The organism is Mesorhizobium sp. M8A.F.Ca.ET.208.01.1.1, assembly GCF_004791315.1.
Classification (GTDB): Bacteria; Pseudomonadota; Alphaproteobacteria; order Rhizobiales; family Rhizobiaceae; genus Mesorhizobium.
On sequence record NZ_SRUT01000002.1, the window covers coordinates 261,779 to 281,107 of the forward strand.

The window sequence follows — 19,329 nt, forward strand, 5'->3', positions numbered from 1 at the left end:
GCACCGTGGCCAATGTCGAACAGGTTCAGCCTCGCAAGGGTCCTTCCCTTGCCATCCAGGGCGCCATGCTGCTCGTGGTGACGGCCGCCGCCATCGGCATGGGCTGGATGTCGGGTGGCTATCTCAAAGGCGTCGGCGCACCATCATCGGTGCCGGTTGCGCCTGAAAATGAAGGCAAGGTCGCGCAGCCCGCCGCCACGCAACAACCGGGCACGGGCCCGACGCTTGTCGCACTGGCGCCGATCACCACCAATATCGCCTCGCCTGCCGATACATGGATCAGGATGGAAGTATCCGTGGTCTATGACGCGCCGCAGCCGCCGGCCATGGCGGAGGATATTCAACAGGATCTTCTGGCTTTCGTGCGCACCCTGAAAATGCACCAGATCGAAGGCGCCAGCGGCTACCAGCACCTGAAGGCCGATCTCGACGAACGCGCCTCGATCCGCAGTCAGGGGCACGTCAAACAGGTTCTTATCAGGACATTGCTGCTCGAATGAGAAAATTCCTTCTTGCCGCGGTACTGATCGGTGCCGCCACCTCTGTCGCGGCGGCCCAGCAACTCGACCTCGGTGGCATCGGCAAGGCCGATGGCACCACCGTCGGCTACATCATCCAGATGTTCGGCCTGCTTACCGTCTTGTCGGTTGCACCGGGGCTTCTGATCATGGTGACGAGCTTCACCCGCTTCGTCATCGCCTTCTCGATCCTGCGTGCCGGCATCGGCCTGCAATCGACGCCGGCGAACCTCATCCTCATTTCGCTGTCGCTGTTCATGACCTTCTATGTCATGGCGCCGACCTTCGATCAGGCGTGGAACACCGGCGTCAAACCGTTGATGGACAACCAGATCAGCCAGACCGAGGCCTTCGAGAAGATTTCCGATCCCTTCCGCACCTTCATGCTGCACAATGTGCGCGACAAGGACTTCGACCTTTTCGCCGACCTCGCCCGCGAGCGCGGCCAGGTCGTTGCCAAGGAGACGGTCGACCTGCGCATCCTGGTGCCTGCTTTCATGATCTCCGAGATACGCCGCGGCTTCGAGATTGGCTTCCTGATCGTGCTGCCATTCCTGGTCATCGACCTGATCGTGGCCACCATCACCATGGCGATGGGCATGATGATGCTGCCGCCAACAGTGGTGTCGCTGCCGTTCAAGATCCTGTTCTTCGTCCTGATCGACGGCTGGAACCTGCTCGTCGGCAGCCTGGTGCGCTCTTTCACCTGATCGTCCGCGCTCGACATCAGGCATCGCGCGCCCGAGGAATCGGACGGCGCGAGCATCATCGAATTTTCTCCGAATTATTTTCGATTAACCGTCCGATTTAGTCCTTTGGTAGGGACTCGCCGCCATAGTCGCTCGCAGATGGCGGGTGACCCAAACGCAACGGTCATTGGCATGATGCCGCTCCGTCATACCGGACAAACCGGTATGCAAAAAACACCTGTAAAAACAAGGTACGAGTAGCCATGGCCAGTATCATGACCAACGCCGCAGCGTTGACCGCGCTGCAGAGCTTGAACGCCACCCAGAAGAGCCTCGACACCACCCAGTCCCGCATCTCGACGGGCTATCGCGTCTCCCAGGCTTCGGACAATGCCGCCTACTGGTCGATCGCCACCACGATGCGCTCCGACAACCAGGCCATGTCCACCGTTTCGGACTCGCTCGGCCTCGGCGCTTCGAAGGTCGACACCGCCTACACTGGCATGAACAGCGCGATCACCACCATCAACTCGATCCAGCAGAAGCTGACCGCGTCCTACGGTCAGACCGACGCCGCCAAGGAAAAGACCCAGGTCGAAATCGCCGCCCTTCAGGCACAGCTCAAGGGTTACGCCGACTCCGCCACCTTCTCCGGCACCAACATGCTGTCGGTGTCCACCGCCTCGGGCACGGCAGCCGACGTCAAGGTCGTTTCGGCTTTCAACCGCACCTCCGCCGGCGCGGTTTCGATCTCGACGATCGACGTCAAAGTCGAAAGCATCAAGCTCTATGACTCCGGCGCCGCGCCGACCGCCAAGGGTATCCTCGACACAGCCCGCCTTGGCACCACTGGCGCTGCAACCACCACAGCACAGGCCCCGACCCTTGGTGGCCCTATCGTTGCCGGCGATACCTATTCGGTCGCCAGCCTGGCCATCTTCTCGGGCACCACGGCCGCCAGCGACGCTCAGATCTCGCAGATGATGACCGTCGTCGACGCCGCGCTCAAGGACATGACGACCGCCGCTACCAAGCTCGGCGCCGCCAAGAGCTCCATCGACCTGCAGAAGACCTTCACGCAGAGCCTGATGGACTCCATCGATCGCGGCGTCGGCCAGCTCGTCGATGCCGACATGAACAAGGAATCGACCCGCCTCCAGGCTCTGCAGGTCCAGCAGCAGCTCGGCGTCCAGGCGCTGTCGATCGCCAACGGCTCCTCGCAGTCGATCCTGTCGCTCTTCCGCGGCTGATCCCTCTCGACCGACCAAACCAGGCAAACGGGCCGCGCCAAAAGCGCGGCCCGTTTTGCGTTTGCTCCAGCCCCGCGCAACCCTCGTTCCTTAACCCTCTGAAGCTGGCTTTTAACAGGCCATTAACCATAACGAGCTAGTCATGGTTAACCAATGACTACAACGGATTGCCGAATCGGCCCGATCGGGGTGGCGGCAATCCAGGGGCGGGTCGAGCGGCTCGCGAGGGCAACGCCGGTCTTTGAGAAAGACCGGTCTGAAAAAAGGAGCGAGTTTCTTGGCGAGCATCATGACAAACGCCGCGGCGTTGACCGCACTTCAAAGCCTTAACGCCACCAACAAGTCGCTCGAGCAGACCCAGGCCAGGATCTCGACCGGTTACAGGGTCTCCGAAGCATCCGACAACGCCGCCTACTGGTCGATCGCCACGACGATGCGCTCCGACAACCAGGCGCTGTCGACAGTGCAGGACGCGCTCGGCCTCGGCGCCTCGAAAGTGGACATTGCCTATACTGGCATGAACAATGCGCTGGATACGATCGGCAAGATCAAGACCAAGTTGCTTTCGACCATTGGCCAGACGGCAGCCGCCAAGGCAAAGACGCAGACCGAGATCACGACGCTTCAGGCGCAGATGAAGTCCTTCGCCGACGCCGCCACTTTTTCTGGTTCGAATTATCTTTCGGTGACGTCCAACGCCGCCAATGGTGGCGTCCAATCTGACGCCAAGATCGTCTCGTCCTTCAATCGCTCCTCCTCGGGCGCCATCTCGCTCGGAACGATCGACATCAATTTGGAGAGCACCAAGCTGTTCGATTCCGGCCTTCCTGCCGTCGTCAAGAACCAGGGCACGCTCGACCGCCAGACCTCGGTCTACTCCACCGCCGCCGCCCAGGCCTTGTACGACGCCGCCTATGCGACAGCACTCGCTGGCGGCGGCACGGACGCCGCCGCCAACACCGCTGGCCAGACCGCGGCCGCGGCGAGCACGGCCACGAAGATCGACAACGTCTCCGCGTTCAATCTCGACATCACCGCGGCCGGCGTGACCGACGACATCATCACCCAGATGATCGGCAAGATCGACAACGTCATGGCTCAGTTGACCGACCAGGCCACCATCCTCGGTTCGGCCAAGAGCAGCATCGATCTGCAGAAGACCTTCACGCAGAGCCTGATGGACTCCATCGACCGCGGCGTCGGCCAGCTCGTCGATGCCGACATGAACAAGGAATCGACCCGCCTCCAGGCGCTGCAGGTGCAGCAGCAGCTCGGCATCCAGTCGCTGTCTATCGCCAACAGCTCCTCGCAGTCGATCCTGTCGCTGTTCAAGAACGGCTAGTTCAGCCTTAGCCGACGGATACTTCGACTTCCAATTCACGGGCCGCGCCGCAAGCGCGGCCCGATTTCATTTTCGCACAAGCTTCGAGGCTTAGTGTTCCGGCGGACAGTCATGCTGGGAGTCGCTCAACCGTGCCGCAACAGATCCAGAGCATCATCTCGAATCTCCGCGGCTTTGGCGTCAGGCGCCTCGCCATGCTGGCGGGCATCGCTGTCCTGGTGATGGGCGTCATCGGCATTGCCTCGGTCTACCTCAACCGCCCGGCCTATGACACGCTCTATGTCGGGCTCGACCGCTCCGACGTGAACCAGATCGGCCTCGTGCTGGGCGAGGCTGGCATCGGCTTCGACGTCGGCTCCGACGGAACCTCCGTGCTGGTGCCGGCCGGCACCACGGCGCAGACCCGCATGCTGCTTGCCGAGAAGGGCCTGCCGACCAGCGCCAATGCCGGCTACGAGCTGTTCGACAATGTCGGCGCGATGGGCCTCACCTCCTTCATGCAGCAGATTACCCGCGTGCGTGCGCTCGAAGGCGAGATCGCCCGCACCATCCAGTCCATCGCCGGCATCAAGGCGGCACGCGTCCACATCGTCATGTCCGAGCGCGCCAATTTCCGCCGCGATGAACAGCAGCCATCCGCCTCGGTCGTCATTCGCTACTCCGGCATCGACGCGGAGAAGAGCGCCATGTCGATCCGCCACCTCGTCGCCGCCGCCGTCCCTGGCCTGTCGGCCGACAAGGTGACGGTGCTCGATTCCAACGGCAATCTGCTGGCCGCGGGCGATGATCCCTCCAACACCAGCGCCGCCCGCACACTCGGCGTCGAGCAGACCGTGGAGGCGCAGATCGGCGACAACATCCGCCGCGCGCTGACGCCCTATCTCGGGCCTGACAATTTCCGCGCCAGCGTCAAGGCCGACGTCAACACCGACACCCGCCAGACCGAAGAGACGATCTTCGATCCGGAGTCCCGCGTCGAACGCTCGGTGCAGTCGGTGCGCGCCAACGAGAACAGCAATCAGAAACAGGCCTCCACCCCGGCCAGCGTCGAGCAGAACCTGCCCGAGACCCAGGCGACCAGCACCGAGGGTCCGCAGACCTCCTCGGCGAACGACCGCAAGGAGGAAATCACCAATTACGAGATCAACTCCAAGAAGATCGCCACCGTCTCCAATGGCTACAGCGTCACCAAGATGTCGATCGCAGTCGTCGTCAACCAGGACCGGCTGAAGGCGATCCTGGGCAAGGACGCGACGCCCGACCAGATCGCCAAGCGCGTCGCCGAAATCCAGAAGATGGTGAGTTCCGCCACCGGCTTCGACGACAAGCGTGGCGACGTCATCGACGTCTCGGCGGTCGAGTTCATCGACGGGCTGGACGGCGAGGCGATCCCGCAGGGGGGAATGCTCGATTCCATCGGCCAGCATGCCGGCACGTTGATCAATGCCGGCGCCTTCATTGTCGTGGTGTTCCTGGTCGCCTTCTTCGGCTTGCGGCCGATGGCGGCCGCGCTGACGGCCAAGGCGACGCCCGCCATAGCAGGCCCCAATTTCGATGAAGTCCAACGCTCTCTGCCGACCCCGGAGGCAGCCGCTTCCGCCGATGCGGGTGCCGCCGTCGGCGCCTTGCCCGGCACGCGTGCCGGCGCCACCCCGCTCGACGATTTGCGCCAGAAGATCAGGCCGGCCCCGCAGGAGCGGCTTGCCCGCATGGTCGACATCAACGAGGAACGCACCGCGCAGATCCTGCGCAAATGGGCGGCCCAGGAAGTCGCGGCGTAGACCATGCCCTCCGCAGCCCTCTTCGATCTTCTTCCGGACTTCGGCGCGCGCGCGCAACGCGCCAGCCAGCCCCAGCCCGCCGCCGAGCACATGCCCGAGGCGGCGGCACCGCCGGCCGATATCGGCACGCTGATCGCCGAGGCGGTTGCCCAGGCGGAGGCGGCGCTCGGCGAACGGCTTGCCGCGACCCATCAAGCAGCGCTGGAAGCGGAACGCCAGGCAAATGCCGAGGAAGCGAGGGCGTTTCTCGACAGCTTCGGTGGCGATGTCGGTAAGGCGGTTTCGTCGCGGCTCGACGCCATGGAGGCGCGCGTGACGGATCTTGTCGGCGCCACGGTCGCCCGCGTCATCGGCGGCGTTGTCAGCGACGATCTGCGCAAGCGCTCGCTTGAAGCGCTCGCCGGCGCGATCCGCGAAGCCGTTCGCGATGGCGAAGCCGTGCGCATCGCCGTCCGCGGGCCACTCTCGCTGTTCGAAACGCTGAAGGCATCGCTTGGGCCGCGCGCCGAAAATCTCGACTTCATCGAGGCGCCCGGCTTCGACCTGACGGTCACCATCGACGAGGCCGTGTTCGAGACGCGCATGGCCGAATGGTCGGCAACCCTTTCCGAGGTCCTGTCATGAGCGTCGCCGATGCCGATCACGGCAGGCACGAGATCATCATCGTGCGGCGCGGGCATGACGACCACGACGAAGGTCATCATGGCGGCGTCTGGAAGATCGCCTTCGCCGACTTCATGACCGCGATGATGTGCTTCTTCCTGGTCATGTGGCTGATCAATGCCGCCAACGAGCAGACCAAGGCGGCCGTCGCCAGCTACTTCAACCCCGTCAAGCTGGTCGACCGTGAGTCGAGCCGCAAGGGCCTCGAGGATCTCGGCAACGGACCGCGCGCGGTCGGGCTGACGGCCGACGACCCGCAGGAAGCGACAACCAAGGCCGGACAGGACGGCATCGGCGCAGCGGGCTCATCCAACCGTAAGCAGAACAAGCAGGAGGCGCAGCAGTCGCAACAGTCCGACGAGCATCTCTTCGCCGACCCCTATGCGGTGCTGTCAGAGATCGCCACTGATACCGGCGTCATGCAGAATGTCAGCCAGAAGGGCGATGGCGGCGCGCAGAATTCCGGCCCGGCGACCGGCGCCTCGGGCGGCGCGTCCTACCGCGATCCCTTCGAGCCTGACTTCTGGTCGCAGCAGGTTGCCGCGCCCGGCGCCGAGGCGAGTGCCCAGCGCCCCAGGGTCGAGGGCGACCCGCTCAAGCCCGGCGACAAGGCTGCCGAGACGCAGATCGCCAAGGTCAAGGCCGTGCAGCCGGCACCGCCGGTCCAGGACGCACCGCTGGAACCCCTGGCCGGGGATGCCAAGGATGCCGCCGCGGCAATGGCCAAGGCCGGCGATGTGAAAGCCGGGGATGCCAAGGTCGGGGATGCCAAGGCCGGGGATGCCAAGGCCGGGGATGCCAAGGCGGGCAACGCCAAGGCTGGAGACAGCAAGGCCGCGGATACGGCCAAGGCGGGCACGGCCGTCGCGAAGCAGGAGGCCGCAAAGCCCGAGGCGGCGGACAGGGCTCCGACCGCCGCCGCGGTGAAGGCGGCTGCCGACGTCAAGCAGCAGCTCGCCGATGCCTTCAAGCCCGGCGACAAGCTGCATGACGGTGTCTCGGTCGAAGCCACTGACAAGGGTGTCGTCATCTCCATCACCGATCAGCTCGACTTCGGCATGTTCGAGGTCGGATCGGCGGTGCCGAGCCGTGAACTGGTGCTGGCGATGGAAAAGATCGGCCGCATCGTCAACAGCCAGAAGGGCACCATCAGCATCAACGGCCACACCGATGCGCGCCCTTTCCGCAGCGACAGCTACGACAATTGGCGGCTGTCGACGGCGCGCGCGCATTCGGCCTATTACATGCTCGTGCGTGGTGGCGTCGATGAACGCCGTATCACCGAGGTTGCCGGTTTCGCGGATCGCCAGCCCAAGGATCCGGCGGACCCGATGTCGGCGGCCAACCGCCGCATCGAGATCCTGATGGCGACCGGCGGATGAAGCGGGCGGCGCTGACCAGCCGCCTGACAGGCCTGTTGCTGCTGGCCGCGGCATGTCCGTCGGCGGGCCTCGCCCAGGATACGCTGCAGCCCTATCAGCTGGTGCGCTCGTTGCAGCTCGTCCAGGACCGTATCGCGGCCGGCGATCATGCCGCGATGCCGATGCAGGCCAAATTGCTCGAGATGACCGATGCCCGGTTGCGCGCCGCGGATGCCGAGGATTTCAAGGACCCCAAGAATTTTCGCGCGCTGCTGGTCTACGGCATGAGCGGCGGCAATCCGGTGACCGTCGAGGCGGCCGTATCGCGCGCCGCCTCCGATCCGCGGAACCTTGCCATCGCCAAAGGCGTGATCGGCTATCTGAACGGCCGGCCCGGCGAGGCGATCGAAGCCTTGAGGCCGATCGACCCGATGACCCAGCCAAGCGATCTCGGCGCGTTCCTCGCTTTGGTCAAAGGGTCACTGCTCGCCACGGACCAGCCGGCCGCCGCGCTGATGCTGCTCGATGAGGCCAAGCTGCTCAGCCCCGGCACTCTGGTCGAGGAAGCGGCTTTGCGGCGCTCGGTCGGCATTGCGGTGACGCAAGGCGACGCGGCACGGTTCGCGCTTGCCTCGACCCAATATGTCGAGCGCTATCTCTATTCGCCTTACGCCAGCCAGTTCGCCGACTCCTTCGTCTCCGGCGTCATCGCACTGCACATGTCGATCAGCCAGGACAAGCTTGCCGACATCACCTCGATGATGGATCCCGAGCGCGAGAAGGTGATCTATCTGCGCATCGCCCGCCGCGCCGCGATCGACGGCATGAGCGACTTATCGGCCTTCGCCTCGGCACGGGCCGAACAGGGTCGCGACGGCAACACCAATCAGGGCGATCCGCGCGCCCTGCTCTATTCCAGCCTGTCCACGGTGACCTCCGATACCATCGAGGACGTGCGCGCCAAACTGGGCAAGATCGACCGCGGCAAATTGTCGGACAGCGACCGCGCCTTGCTCGACGCGGCCCAGGCCATCGCCGGCGAAGTGGTGGCGCCGCCTGCCTCACTTGCGGCCGCAAACCCGGCGCCCGCACCAGTGGTGCCGGCACCCGAACCGGAGGCTGCGGCGGTGCCGACCACTGATGCCGCCGGATTGCCCCCCGTCGAGGGCGCCGTCTCCGAACGGCCGGCCGTGGCGCCATCCCTGGCCGCCGCGCCTGCTGCGCCGAACGCATCCGCGCCGGCAACCGACGCGGCAACCGCCCTGCCGGCATCGGCGCCGGCGACTTCGGCCAGCGCCGACACGACAGACCCGACCGACGCCGCCATGACAAAAACCCGTCGACAGCTCGACCTGATCGACCAGATGCTTGGAGCCGCCCCAAAATGACCCCCAGCCTCGGCCCGGCCCTGCCAGGATTTACCGCCGCGCGCACGGCCGAGCAGCAGGCCGCGCCTGGAAAGAAGGACGACACCGGTTTCGGCAAGATGGTGCACGGCGGCGCGAGCCCTGCCAATTCGGAAAAGCAGCCACCGGCCGAGGCCGGCTCTCGCGATCCGCGCTGGAGCAGGCTTGCGGCAGACCTTGCGGCGAAGACTGGCGAGGATGAGCCGATGCCCGCAGGCAAGGCAAGGACCACGCCGAGTGGATCATCTGCCGCGAAATCCATGAAGGACGGCAAGGACACCGGGACGGACAAGGATGCCGATGCCGACGCGTCGGCCATCGAACCGGGTGCAACCGCGCTCGACGAGCATCTGCCGCTGCTGATGGCGTTTCAAGACCTGCGCCATTTCTCGAGGTCAGCCAAGTCGGCCGACTCGAGCGCGGGCGAAACAGGACAGGACGCCGCTGTCGTTGGACAGCTTCCCTCGAAGGGCTATCGGCAGAAATCCGCCGCCGCGAGTGACGGTCTCGACCCCATCTCCAAGCCTGAGCGGGTATCGCTCGCAGACGGGCCGTTGACCAAACTCGACGGTCAGCTCGTCCGCGATGCCGCCGGCGCGCCAAGACACGACGGCATGATCGAGGCCGGCCCCCTGCCCGAGACATCCGCGGAGGTGCCGGGCGTGGAGACGAAGCAGGCGGCGCCGCAGCTGAAATCCATCGCCGACCTTCAGTCTTCATTGCGGTCCGAACCAGGAAAACAGCAGTCGGCGGCGGCACGCATCGACGTCGTTTCCGAGCGCAGCTTCCCCGCGCCGCCGCAGGCCCCGATGAGCCAGGCGGCCCTCAACGTGATCGGCGCCATTTCAGCCGACGGCGGCCCGAACCAGGCGCTCGCCACGGCGTCCGCGACCGCTCAGCTGACGGGCTCTGTTGCCGTTCCGACACATGTCTTGAAGATCGAACTTCACCCGGCCGAACTGGGCATGGTCACGGCCCATCTTCGGCTCTCCGGAGAACAACTGTCGATTGAGTTGAAGCCCGAAACACACGATGCCTATCGCCGGCTTTCCAGCGACAGCGAAGCGATCGTCAAGTCGCTGCGCGGGCTCGGTTTCGAGGTTGACAAGGTGACCATCTTGCAACCATCGATTGCAGTCACCTCCACAATCCGGACGGATACAACCGCCTCCGTGAGCGCGGCACCCGGCCGCGATCCATCATCCTTCCAGCCCGGAAACTCCGGCGGCGGCAATAATGGGGCCGGTGGCCAGCAGTCGGGTCAGCATTCCGCAAGGGGTAGCCATGATGATGCGCAAACACACGGCCGCGTCGCTTCGCCTTCTCGCGAGCGCGCTGGCGGCGATATATTTATCTAGCCTCGCGAGCAGCGCCGGCGCCGCCACCAATCCCTGCGAACCCGAGATCCTGCGTGCCGCCGACCGCTATGGCGTGCCCGCCGGCATCCTCTATGCCGTCGGGTTGACGGAAACCGGCAACAAGGGCAGTCTTCAGCCCAACGCATTGAATATAGAAGGAAAAGCAGTCTTTCCGAGAAGCCGAACCGAAGCGCTTGCCGCCTTCGCCAACGCCCAGCGCGAGGGCAAGACGCTGATCGATCTCGGCTGCATGCAGATCAACCATCACTACCACGCCTCGCATTTCCGCAGCGTCGAGGACATGCTCGACCCACGCCAGAACGTCGACTACGCGGCGCGCTTCCTGGCCAGCCTCCATGCCCGCCACGAGACCTGGTCGATGGCCGTCGCCCGCTATCATGCCGGTCCCGACAACGACCCGGCGCAGAAGGTCTATGTCTGCAGGGTGATCGCCAACATGGTTGCCACCGGCTTTGGCAAATGGACCACGAACGCGCGCACCTTCTGCAACCCGTAAGCGCATTTTCTGCTTCTAATACATCAATCCCCGACTGCGGAGCGGTTCGGCACGACTTGGTCAAGACTTGCACCCGCAAGCATATCTGGCTGCACGCTAATGCAACCGATCCGATTCCAGACTCCCAAGAAACTAGTTATAAGAAATGACGGTTGTTCAGGATTCCCGGCAGCGGATACGCCTTTCCCCACGGGGCAAATGTGCTGATTCGGAGGCGGGGCCGATGATCGTTATCGTTGACGAGCGAGAGCTCGTGACAGAGGGCTACAATTCACTTTTCGACCGCGAGGGGATCGCCTGCGCCGGTTTCGCACCGGGCGAATTCGGCGAGTGGGTCAACTCGGCCGCCGACACCGATCTGCGCTCGGTCCGGGCCTTCCTGATCGGCGACTGCCGTGACGGCGCGATCTCGCCGCGCCAGATCCGCGACCGCACCGGGGCTCCGGTCATTGCGCTCAGCGAGCAGCATTCGCTGGAAAACACGCTGCGGTTGTTCGAGAGCGGCGTCGACGACGTCATCCGCAAGCCGGTGCACATCCGTGAAATCCTGGCCCGCATCACCGCCATCCGCCGACGCGCCAGCGAAGACGTCGCCTATACCGAGATCGGCGCCATGCGCATCTTCATGGACGGCCGCGATCCCGAGATCGACGGCCAGCCTTTGCCCTTGCCGCGCCGCGAGCGCCGTATCCTGGAATATCTGGCGAGCAACCGCGGCCGCCGCGTCACCAAGACCCAGGTGTTCAACGCCATCTACGGCATCTTCGACGAAGAGGTCGAGGAGAACGTGGTGGAGAGCCACATCAGCAAGTTGCGCAAGAAACTGCGCGAGAAGCTGGGCACCGACCCTATCGATTCCAAGCGCTTCCTCGGCTACCGGCTCGTGTTCTGATGCGGCGCCGCGCCAGCCTCGCGCAAGACAGGACGCGTAGCCTCGAAGCCAGTGGCATGGATATTGCGGAGACATCTCGATGAGCCTCTACGGAATGATGCGGACCGGCGTTTCCGGCATGAACGCACAGGCAAACCGCTTGTCGACGACAGCCGACAACATCGCCAACTCCGACACCACCGGCTACAAGCGGTCCTCGGCTGAATTTTCGACGCTGATCATGCCGTCGACAGGCGGCGCCTATAATTCCGGCGGCGTCACCACGACGATCCGCCAGGCGGTCAGCGATCCGGGCGTGCTTCAATACACGACATCGGTTTCCGACCTTGCCGTCAGCGGCGATGGCTTCTTCGTCGTCCAGGATCCCAGCGGCACGCCTTTCCTGACCCGCGCCGGCGCCTTCGTGCCCGACGCACAGGGCCGGCTGGTCAATGCCGCCGGCTTTCAGCTGATGGCCTACAGCTACGCCAATGGCACGCCGGCGGCGACAGTGAACGGCTTCGAAGGTCTCGAGCCGGTCGTCATCTCCGACCAGGGACTGACCGCGACACCGAGCACCGAGGGTAATTTCAGTGGCAATCTGCCGGCGGGCGCGACACCGGTCGCTGCCGCCAACCTGCCCAGCGCCAACGCCGCCACCGCACAGTACACTCAGAAAACGTCGATGGTCGCCTATGACAATCTCGGCAACAAGAAGCTGCTCGACGTCTATTTCACCAACACCGGCACCGGCACCTGGGAGGTAGCAGTCTTCGATCAGTCGAAGGCAACGCCTGGAACCGGTTTTCCCTACGCCGCCGGCGGCGCGCTCGGCTCAGCCAACCTGACCTTCGATACCACGACGGGCAAGCTGACCGGCACACCCACAGGCATTTCATTCACCGTGCCGGGTGGCGCCAGCCTCAATCTCGACTTGTCGAAGCTGACCCAGCTCGGGACCGGATTCACCGTTTCCGATGCCCAGGTCAACGGCAATGCGCCGAGCACCATCGACAAGATCCAGATCAGCAAGGATGGCACCATCTACGCTCAGTACAAGGATGGCACCTCCAAGCCGCTCTACAAGATTCCGCTGGCCGACGTGCAGAGCCCCGACCAGCTCAAGGCGCTGCCTGGCAACGTCTACGCGCAAGGCACTGAGTCCGGCGCGGTCCGTGTCGGCTTTGCCAATGAAGGCAAGGCCGGCTCGATCATCTCCGGCGCGCTCGAGAATTCCAACGTCGATATCGCCGAGGAATTGACCGACATGATCGCGGCCCAGCGCAGCTACACCGCCAATTCGAAAGTCTTCCAGACCGGTTCCGATCTGATGGACGTCCTTGTCAACCTGAAGAGATAACCGGGCTCCGCCCGTGAAAGACCAGCATGTCGCTTTCCACCGCACTGAGCATCGCCCAATCGGCGCTTCTGGCCACCTCGCGGCAGACAAGCGTCGTCACGCGCAATGTGGCAGACGCCGACAATCCGAACTATTCGCGCCGCATCGCGCTCGTCACCAGCACGAGCCCCGGCGCACGTTCGGTTGATGTCCAGCGTGCAGCCAACGACCTGCTGTTTCGCCAGAACCTCGGCGCCCTGTCCGCCTACGCCGGCCAGAGCGCGCTTTACAGCGGCATGGATCAGCTCGACGTTTCAGTGAATGGCGTCGACAACGCCTCCTCACCATCGACTGCGATCGGCAACCTGCAGCAGGCGCTGCAACTATACGCGACCTCGCCGTCCAACCAGAATCTTGGCGCGAGCGTCATCGACGCGGCCAAACAGGTCGTGCGGTCCCTGAATGAAGGCTCCAAGGCCATTCAGGACTTTCGTACCCAAACCGACGGCCAGATCGATACCGCCGTCAAAGATCTCAACTCGCTGCTCAACCAGTTCCAGGATGCCAACACGGCGGTCATGTCCGGAACCCGTTCCGGCACCGACGTTTCCGATGCGCTAGACCAACGCGACGCATTGTTGAAGAAGATCGCCAATTACATTCCGGTATCGACCTTCACGCGTGGCGACAATGACATGGTCATCACCACGGGTGACGGCACGACATTGTTCGAGACGATCCCACGCACCGTCAGCTTCGCCCCATCTTCGGGCTATGCCGCGGGTGCGGCCGGCAACACCGTCTATATCGACAACGTACCGGTCTCGGCGGGCAGCGGCGGCAACACCACCGCCAGCGGCACGATTGCCGGCCTGCTGCAATTGCGTGACGGCGTCGCCTCGACAATGCAGGGCCAGCTCGACGAAACCGCGCGCGGCCTGATCACCGCCTTTGCCGAAACCGCACCGTCCATGCCCAACGCAGCCGGCCTGTTCACCTGGCCGGGCGCACCGGCGGTGCCAGCCGCAGGCACGCTCGTCGATGGCCTTGCTGGAACGATCAAGATCAATGCCGCGATGGACCCCAGCGCCGGCGGCAACCCGACATTGCTGCGCGATGGGGGCGCCAACGGCGCCGCCTACGTCGCCAACACCACTGGCGGGCCTTCATACTCCAATCTTCTGGTCGCCTATGGCGACCAGCTCGACAAGCCGATGACGTTCGATCCCTCGGCCGGGATTTCGGCAACCTCCAGCGTTGCCGACTACGCCGCCAATTCGATAGGCTGGTTGCAGGGCATTCGTCAGCAGGCTTCGACCGCCGCCGACGCCAAAGAAGCCCTGGCACAGCGCAGTGCCGATGCCTTGTCCAACGCAACCGGCGTCAATGTCGATCAGGAAATGTCGCTGATGCTCGATCTCGAGCACACCTATCAGGCATCCGCCCGGATGATGAAGACCGTCGACGACATGATGACGGCGCTGTTGAACGCGGTGGGATAAGCCATGACCTTCGTCTCCTCTGCTGCCCTTACGAATGCCATGCGCTATCAGCAGATGCGCATGCAAGCCGATCTCGTCAAAGCCACGAAGGAGTCCTCGACCGGCAAGGTCGCCGATGTCGGTCTGGCACTTGGTGGACGTACCGCCCAGTCCGTTACCTTTTCGCGCGACCTCGACCGGCTCAACGTCATTGTCGATTCCAACGGACTGGTGGCCGCCCGGCTCTCGTCGACCCAGACCTCGCTCGGCCAGCTCTCCAACGTCGCGCAGACTTTCCTGTCCAGCCTGACCACCGCATCGTCGGGCGACAACTCAGACAGCCTGACCCAATCGACCGGCCAGACAACTATCCAGCAGCTTACGTCGATCCTCAACACGAGCGTCAACGGCGAATATCTATTCGCTGGCACCAACACCGACGTCAAGCCGATCAACGATTTCACCGCCGCCGGCTCTCCTGCCAAGGCTGCCTTCGACGCCTCCTTCGTCGCCAAATTCGGCTTCACGCCCGCTGACCCGCTCGCGGCCAACATCACCGCGGCCCAGATGGACGATTTCATCACCAACTATGTCACGCCGCAGTTCCTCGGCCCGGGCTGGCAGACCAACATGTCGAATGCCACCGACCAGCAGATCGTCAGCCGCATCGCGCTCAACGAAACCACCGAGACCTCGACCGGCGCCAACAACGACGGCATCAGGAAGCTCGCCATGGCGGCGGCCATGGTCTCCAGCCTGATGTCCACCAATATCAGCCAGGCGGCAAAGGACAGCATCATCGACCACTCGCAGAAACTGGTCGGCGAGGCGCTGAGCGGCATCGCGCAGGTCCAATCCCAGACCGGTATCGTCCAGAAGCGCGTGTCCGACGCCAGCGACCGCATGAAAACGCAGATCGACCTGTTCGAACGGCACATTCTGGATCTCGAAGCAGTCGATCCGGCGGAAGCCGCGACCCGCGTCGCCGACCTGACGCAGCATATCGAGACGTCCTTTGCTCTGACGGCGCGCCTGCAGCAGCTCAGTCTGTTGAATTACCTGACCTGAAAGCACTCTGAACCGGAACGGTAGAGCCAACGATGTACCAATTCTCCTACGCCGACGTCCAAAGCACCTCCGTCACGGACGCCAAGGACCGTGAGCGCGAGCTGCTGACCCGCTCGATCGACATGCTGTCGGCCGCGGCGGCGGCCGGCCGGGATTCGATGGAGGCCGTGGAGGCACTGAATTTCACCAATCGCGTCTGGACCGTCTTCGTCGAAGACCTTGGCTCCAGCGACAATGCGCTCCCCAAGGAATTGCGCGCCAACCTGATTTCCATCGGCCTGTGGCTGCTGCGCGAGGCGGAGGACATCCGCCAGGGCCGCACCGACAATTTCGAGGGGCTGATCGAAGTATCCCAGATCATCCGCGACGGCATTCAATGACCAACACGCTGAAGATATCACTGAAGCCCAACGAGAAGATCTACATCAACGGTGCGGTCATCCGCGTCGACCGCAAGGTCACCGTCGAGCTGATGAACGACGTGCAGTTCCTGCTCGAGAGCCACGTGATCCAGGCCGACGAGGCGTCGACGCCTTTGCGGCAGCTCTATTTCATCGTGCAGGTCATGCTGATGAATCCCGCTGGTGCCGATGAAGCGCGCGAGATGTTCCGCCACTCGCTGCCGCTGCTCATTGCAAGCTTCGAAGACGCCGAGATCGGCAACGCGCTGAAACAGGTCGACCGCATGGTCGGCGAGGATCACATCTACGAGGCCTTGAAGGCGATCCGTTCGCTTTATCCTCTCGAACGCCGCGCGCTTGGCGGCAATGACGACGTTCCGGGCGCCGCGCGCCCGCTGGCCGTGGGAGCACGATACCAATGACCGTGGACATGACGACTTCGATACCGGTTGGCGCCAACCAGACCACCACGCAGACCGCCAAGACCGCTGTCGACTACAACTCGTTCCTGAAACTTCTGATCGCCGAGATGAAGAACCAGGATCCGACCAAGCCGATGGATTCGACGCAGTACGTCGCCCAGCTCGCCACCTTCTCGCAGGTCGAGCAGTCGGTGCAGACCAACACCAAGCTCGACCAGATCATGCAGTCGTCGGCGCTGTCGCAGGCCGACGCTCTCATAGGCCGCAACATCACCTCGGCCGATGGCAAGACCACGGGCACGGTGGCGTCGGTGACGCTTGGCAGCAACGGACTGATCGCGGTGCTGCAGGATGGCACCACGGTCCCCGTCGGCGCGGGCGTATCGATCAAGCCGGCGAGCTAGGCCAACCGCCACATGAATGAGGCCGACGCTCTCGACATCGTCCAGTATGCGGTGTGGACGGTGCTGACCGCCTCCGCGCCGGTGGTGCTGGTCGCAATGGCGGTCGGCATCGGCATCGCGCTCATCCAGGCGCTGACGCAGGTCCAGGAGATCACCTTGACCTTCGTGCCCAAGATCGTTGCCATCATGCTGGTGGTGGCGCTTACGGGCCCCTTCATCGGCGGCCAGATATCGGCCTTCACCAATGTCATCTTCGAGCGCATCCAGAACGGTTTCTGATCTAGAACCTTCCGGGACGGTGCGGCTTCCATTCGGAATGCCCTGAAAGCGGTGGCCCGCTTGCGGTTGACCCGGTTCCGGCTAGATTGCCGTGTTGGCCACTCCCGGCCAGGCGATCGTTTTGTCCCAATGGCTTCTCGCAGAACCCCGGACCAGCCCAGACCGGCCGGCACGCCATGTGCGGCATAGCCGGCGTCTGGCGCAAACGCGGTCCGATCAGCGGCTGCGACATCGCCGACGTCACACGCATGATGCAGGCGCTGGCCCATCGCGGGCCCGACGACCATGCCAGCTGGAACGACGGCCGGCTGGCGCTCGGTCACCGGCGGCTGTCGATCATCGATCTGTCCGCGCAGGCGCGCGAGCCCATGCTCACGGCCTGTGGCAAGGGCGTGCTGGTCTACAATGGCGAGGTCTACAATTATCGCTCGCTGCGGGACGCGCTGGAGGCTGATGGCAGGCGGTTCCGGACGGTCTCGGATACAGAGGTGGTTCTCGAAGCGCTGCATCACTGGGGGCCGGACAAGGCGATCCCGATGTTCGACGGCATGTTCGCCATCGCCTATTTCGACGCGCGTGCCGGCGCCCTGTGGCTCGCGCGCGATCGTCTCGGCATCAAGCCGATGTCGGTGGCCGAGACGGGCGAGCGAATCCTGTTCGCCTCCGAGGACAAGGCGATCCTGGCCTGCGATGGCGTTGCACGGAGCGTGGATGCGCGCGAGATCACCTTGCGCCTTGCCTGGCAGAGCCGTGACTCCTGTTCCAGCCTGTTCCAGGGCATAGAGCGGCTGCCGCCGGCAGGCCTGTGGAAGATCAGCGATGCCGGCATTGAGAAGCGCTGTTTCTGGCATGTCCTCGATGCGCTCGACCCCGCCCGCATCGTTGGCGATACGGCCAGCGACGCCGAGCACATGGCAACGCTGGAAGCGCTGATCAAGGACAGCATCGAGCTCCATTGCATCGCCGATACCAGCCTGGCCGCGGCCTGCAGCGGCGGTGTCGATTCTGGTCTCGTCACCACGCTGGCCAAACGGTTCAGGCCGGAGATGACGGCCTATGTCGTCGATCCCGGCATTGGCCACAGCGAAGCCGATGACGCCGAGCGCACCGCCAGCCAAGCCCATGTGCCGCTGAACAGGGTGCCGGTCGACAAGGACCGGTTCCTCGACCTATGGCCGAAGACCATCTGGCATCTGGAAAGCGACGGTTGGCATGCAAGCCATGTCTGCCTGCTCGCGCTCGCCGAGCAGTGCCGGGCCGATGGCATCAAGGTGCTGCTGACCGGTGAAGGCGCCGACGAACTCTTTGGCGGCTACGACTGGCAGGAAGCCAGCCTGAAATTGTGGCGGCCCTGGTCCTGGCCGAGGCGGCTGTTTCTTTCGAAGCGAAGTCTGACCCGCAAATTCGAGCGCCAGCGTCATGCCCCCTTCCGCACATCGATCGCGGGTGGCCATGCCTGGGATCGCAACGTCGTGCTCAGGGCGCTTTCGCCGGAATTGAATTTCCTTCAGGCGAAGATTTTCGACCGGCTCGAGCCGGTGACGCCGCTTGGCGACCGCGCCTTCCTCGGATGCTGCCTTCACGACATGTATTCGCATCTGCAGGATCTGCTGAACCGGCATGACCGGCTCAGCATGGCTGCCTCGGTTGAACTCAGGGTGCCGTTCCTCGAAAACCGGCTGATCGACTTCGCGATCCATCTGCCTCGGCGACACAAATACCGCCAGAAGCAAGGAAAATGGCTTTTGAAGAAAGTCGCGGAAAAACACATTCCGCTTCAGAACGTGAGGGCCAGGAAGAACGGTTTCCAGGTATCGGCGAACTTCACAGCCGGCACCGAGTCCCTGTTGCATGGCGGCTTTCTGCGCGATGCGATGAAGTGGCCGGCATCTTCGGTCGCGGACCTGAGCGACCTCGCCAGGCGCGATCAGGCCTCGAGGCTTCGGCTGGTGGGAATGGAGCTTTTCCTTCGTCTCCATGCCGGCGGCCAATCCACCGGCCACCTGACCGAGGCACTGCACGCGGCCGTCGCCGAGGCGCGCTGAAACGTCAGGTTGGAGGCGTGTGGCCCTTCGCTATCCCCTTGTTGGACCATGATCTTCCCCGCAAGGCATTCGCGCTTTGCGCCGCGATGCCATAGTTTCGGCAAATCATGCGGGGAAACGGATCACCGCAAGGA

At 63.9% G+C, this 19,329-nt stretch carries 19 protein-coding genes; all 19 read left to right on the forward strand.

Annotation, left to right across the window (positions count from 1 at the left end; genetic code table 11):
• The first annotated feature begins 5 nt into the window (after positions 1-5).
• The 19 genes from EN851_RS11805 (at position 6) to asnB (ending at position 19,195) form a co-directional block, all read left to right on the forward strand.
• The gene (locus EN851_RS11805) at positions 6-500 is read left to right on the forward strand and encodes a flagellar basal body-associated FliL family protein (protein ID WP_127869873.1); all 495 of its coding nucleotides are present in this window, start codon (positions 6-8) and stop codon (positions 498-500) included.
• Entirely contained in the window at positions 497-1,228 is a 732-nt protein-coding gene (gene fliP, locus EN851_RS11810; protein ID WP_027144757.1) for a flagellar type III secretion system pore protein FliP, read from the forward strand. Before EN851_RS11805 ends, fliP begins: the two co-directional genes overlap by 4 nt.
• Positions 1,229-1,470: 242 nt before the next feature.
• The gene (locus tag EN851_RS11815; RefSeq protein WP_127869874.1) at positions 1,471-2,457 is read left to right on the forward strand and encodes a flagellin; all 987 of its coding nucleotides are present in this window, start codon (positions 1,471-1,473) and stop codon (positions 2,455-2,457) included.
• Between the two features lie 277 nt (positions 2,458-2,734).
• Positions 2,735-3,799, forward strand: coding sequence for a flagellin (locus tag EN851_RS11820; RefSeq protein ID WP_127277944.1), 1,065 nt, complete (start codon positions 2,735-2,737; stop codon positions 3,797-3,799).
• A gap of 131 nt (positions 3,800-3,930) precedes the next feature.
• Positions 3,931-5,580, forward strand: a complete 1,650-nt coding sequence (fliF, locus tag EN851_RS11825; protein ID WP_135929279.1) for a flagellar basal-body MS-ring/collar protein FliF — start codon at positions 3,931-3,933, stop codon at positions 5,578-5,580.
• 3 nt (positions 5,581-5,583) lie between these two features.
• Positions 5,584-6,204, forward strand: a complete 621-nt coding sequence (locus tag EN851_RS11830; protein WP_135865561.1) for a hypothetical protein — start codon at positions 5,584-5,586, stop codon at positions 6,202-6,204.
• Positions 6,201-7,625, forward strand: coding sequence for a MotB family protein (locus EN851_RS11835; RefSeq protein ID WP_135865563.1), 1,425 nt, complete (start codon positions 6,201-6,203; stop codon positions 7,623-7,625). Before EN851_RS11830 ends, EN851_RS11835 begins: the two co-directional genes overlap by 4 nt.
• Complete coding sequence (locus EN851_RS11840; RefSeq protein WP_127277940.1) at positions 7,622-8,992, forward strand: chemotaxis protein MotC; 1,371 nt, start codon at positions 7,622-7,624, stop codon at positions 8,990-8,992. The genes EN851_RS11835 and EN851_RS11840 overlap by 4 nt, the downstream gene beginning before the upstream one ends.
• A 98-nt stretch (positions 8,993-9,090) precedes the next feature.
• Positions 9,091-10,368 (forward strand): flagellar hook-length control protein FliK, encoded by a 1,278-nt coding sequence (locus EN851_RS11845; RefSeq protein WP_245520732.1) that lies wholly within the window; start codon positions 9,091-9,093, stop codon positions 10,366-10,368.
• Positions 10,298-10,885: a transglycosylase SLT domain-containing protein gene (locus EN851_RS11850; protein ID WP_167531313.1), complete on the forward strand. Its 588-nt coding sequence runs from the start codon at positions 10,298-10,300 to the stop codon at positions 10,883-10,885. Before EN851_RS11845 ends, EN851_RS11850 begins: the two co-directional genes overlap by 71 nt.
• Before the next feature lie 223 nt (positions 10,886-11,108).
• A complete protein-coding gene (locus EN851_RS11855) occupies positions 11,109-11,777 on the forward strand; it encodes a response regulator transcription factor (protein WP_015315897.1) in 669 nt (222 codons plus the stop codon).
• A 79-nt stretch (positions 11,778-11,856) separates the two neighbouring features.
• Positions 11,857-13,116 (forward strand): flagellar hook protein FlgE, encoded by a 1,260-nt coding sequence (locus EN851_RS11860; RefSeq protein WP_135881293.1) that lies wholly within the window; start codon positions 11,857-11,859, stop codon positions 13,114-13,116.
• Between the two features lie 26 nt (positions 13,117-13,142).
• Positions 13,143-14,597 (forward strand): flagellar hook-associated protein FlgK, encoded by a 1,455-nt coding sequence (gene flgK / locus EN851_RS11865; protein ID WP_135929281.1) that lies wholly within the window; start codon positions 13,143-13,145, stop codon positions 14,595-14,597.
• 3 nt (positions 14,598-14,600) lie between these two features.
• Complete coding sequence (locus EN851_RS11870; RefSeq protein WP_135915051.1) at positions 14,601-15,644, forward strand: flagellar hook-associated family protein; 1,044 nt, start codon at positions 14,601-14,603, stop codon at positions 15,642-15,644.
• A 32-nt stretch (positions 15,645-15,676) separates the two neighbouring features.
• Positions 15,677-16,024, forward strand: a complete 348-nt coding sequence (gene flaF / locus EN851_RS11875; protein ID WP_127280389.1) for a flagellar biosynthesis regulator FlaF — start codon at positions 15,677-15,679, stop codon at positions 16,022-16,024.
• A complete protein-coding gene (gene flbT / locus EN851_RS11880) occupies positions 16,021-16,467 on the forward strand; it encodes a flagellar biosynthesis repressor FlbT (RefSeq protein ID WP_135865569.1) in 447 nt (148 codons plus the stop codon). Before flaF ends, flbT begins: the two co-directional genes overlap by 4 nt.
• On the forward strand, positions 16,464-16,871 hold the full coding sequence (gene flgD, locus EN851_RS11885; protein WP_127280391.1) for a flagellar hook assembly protein FlgD: 408 nt from the start codon (positions 16,464-16,466) through the stop codon (positions 16,869-16,871). The genes flbT and flgD overlap by 4 nt, the downstream gene beginning before the upstream one ends.
• 12 nt (positions 16,872-16,883) lie before the next feature.
• Positions 16,884-17,150 (forward strand): flagellar biosynthesis protein FliQ, encoded by a 267-nt coding sequence (gene fliQ, locus EN851_RS11890; protein WP_013893193.1) that lies wholly within the window; start codon positions 16,884-16,886, stop codon positions 17,148-17,150.
• A gap of 176 nt (positions 17,151-17,326) precedes the next feature.
• Positions 17,327-19,195, forward strand: coding sequence for an asparagine synthase (glutamine-hydrolyzing) (gene asnB / locus EN851_RS11895; protein WP_135929282.1), 1,869 nt, complete (start codon positions 17,327-17,329; stop codon positions 19,193-19,195).
• The last annotated feature ends 134 nt before the right edge of the window (positions 19,196-19,329 follow it).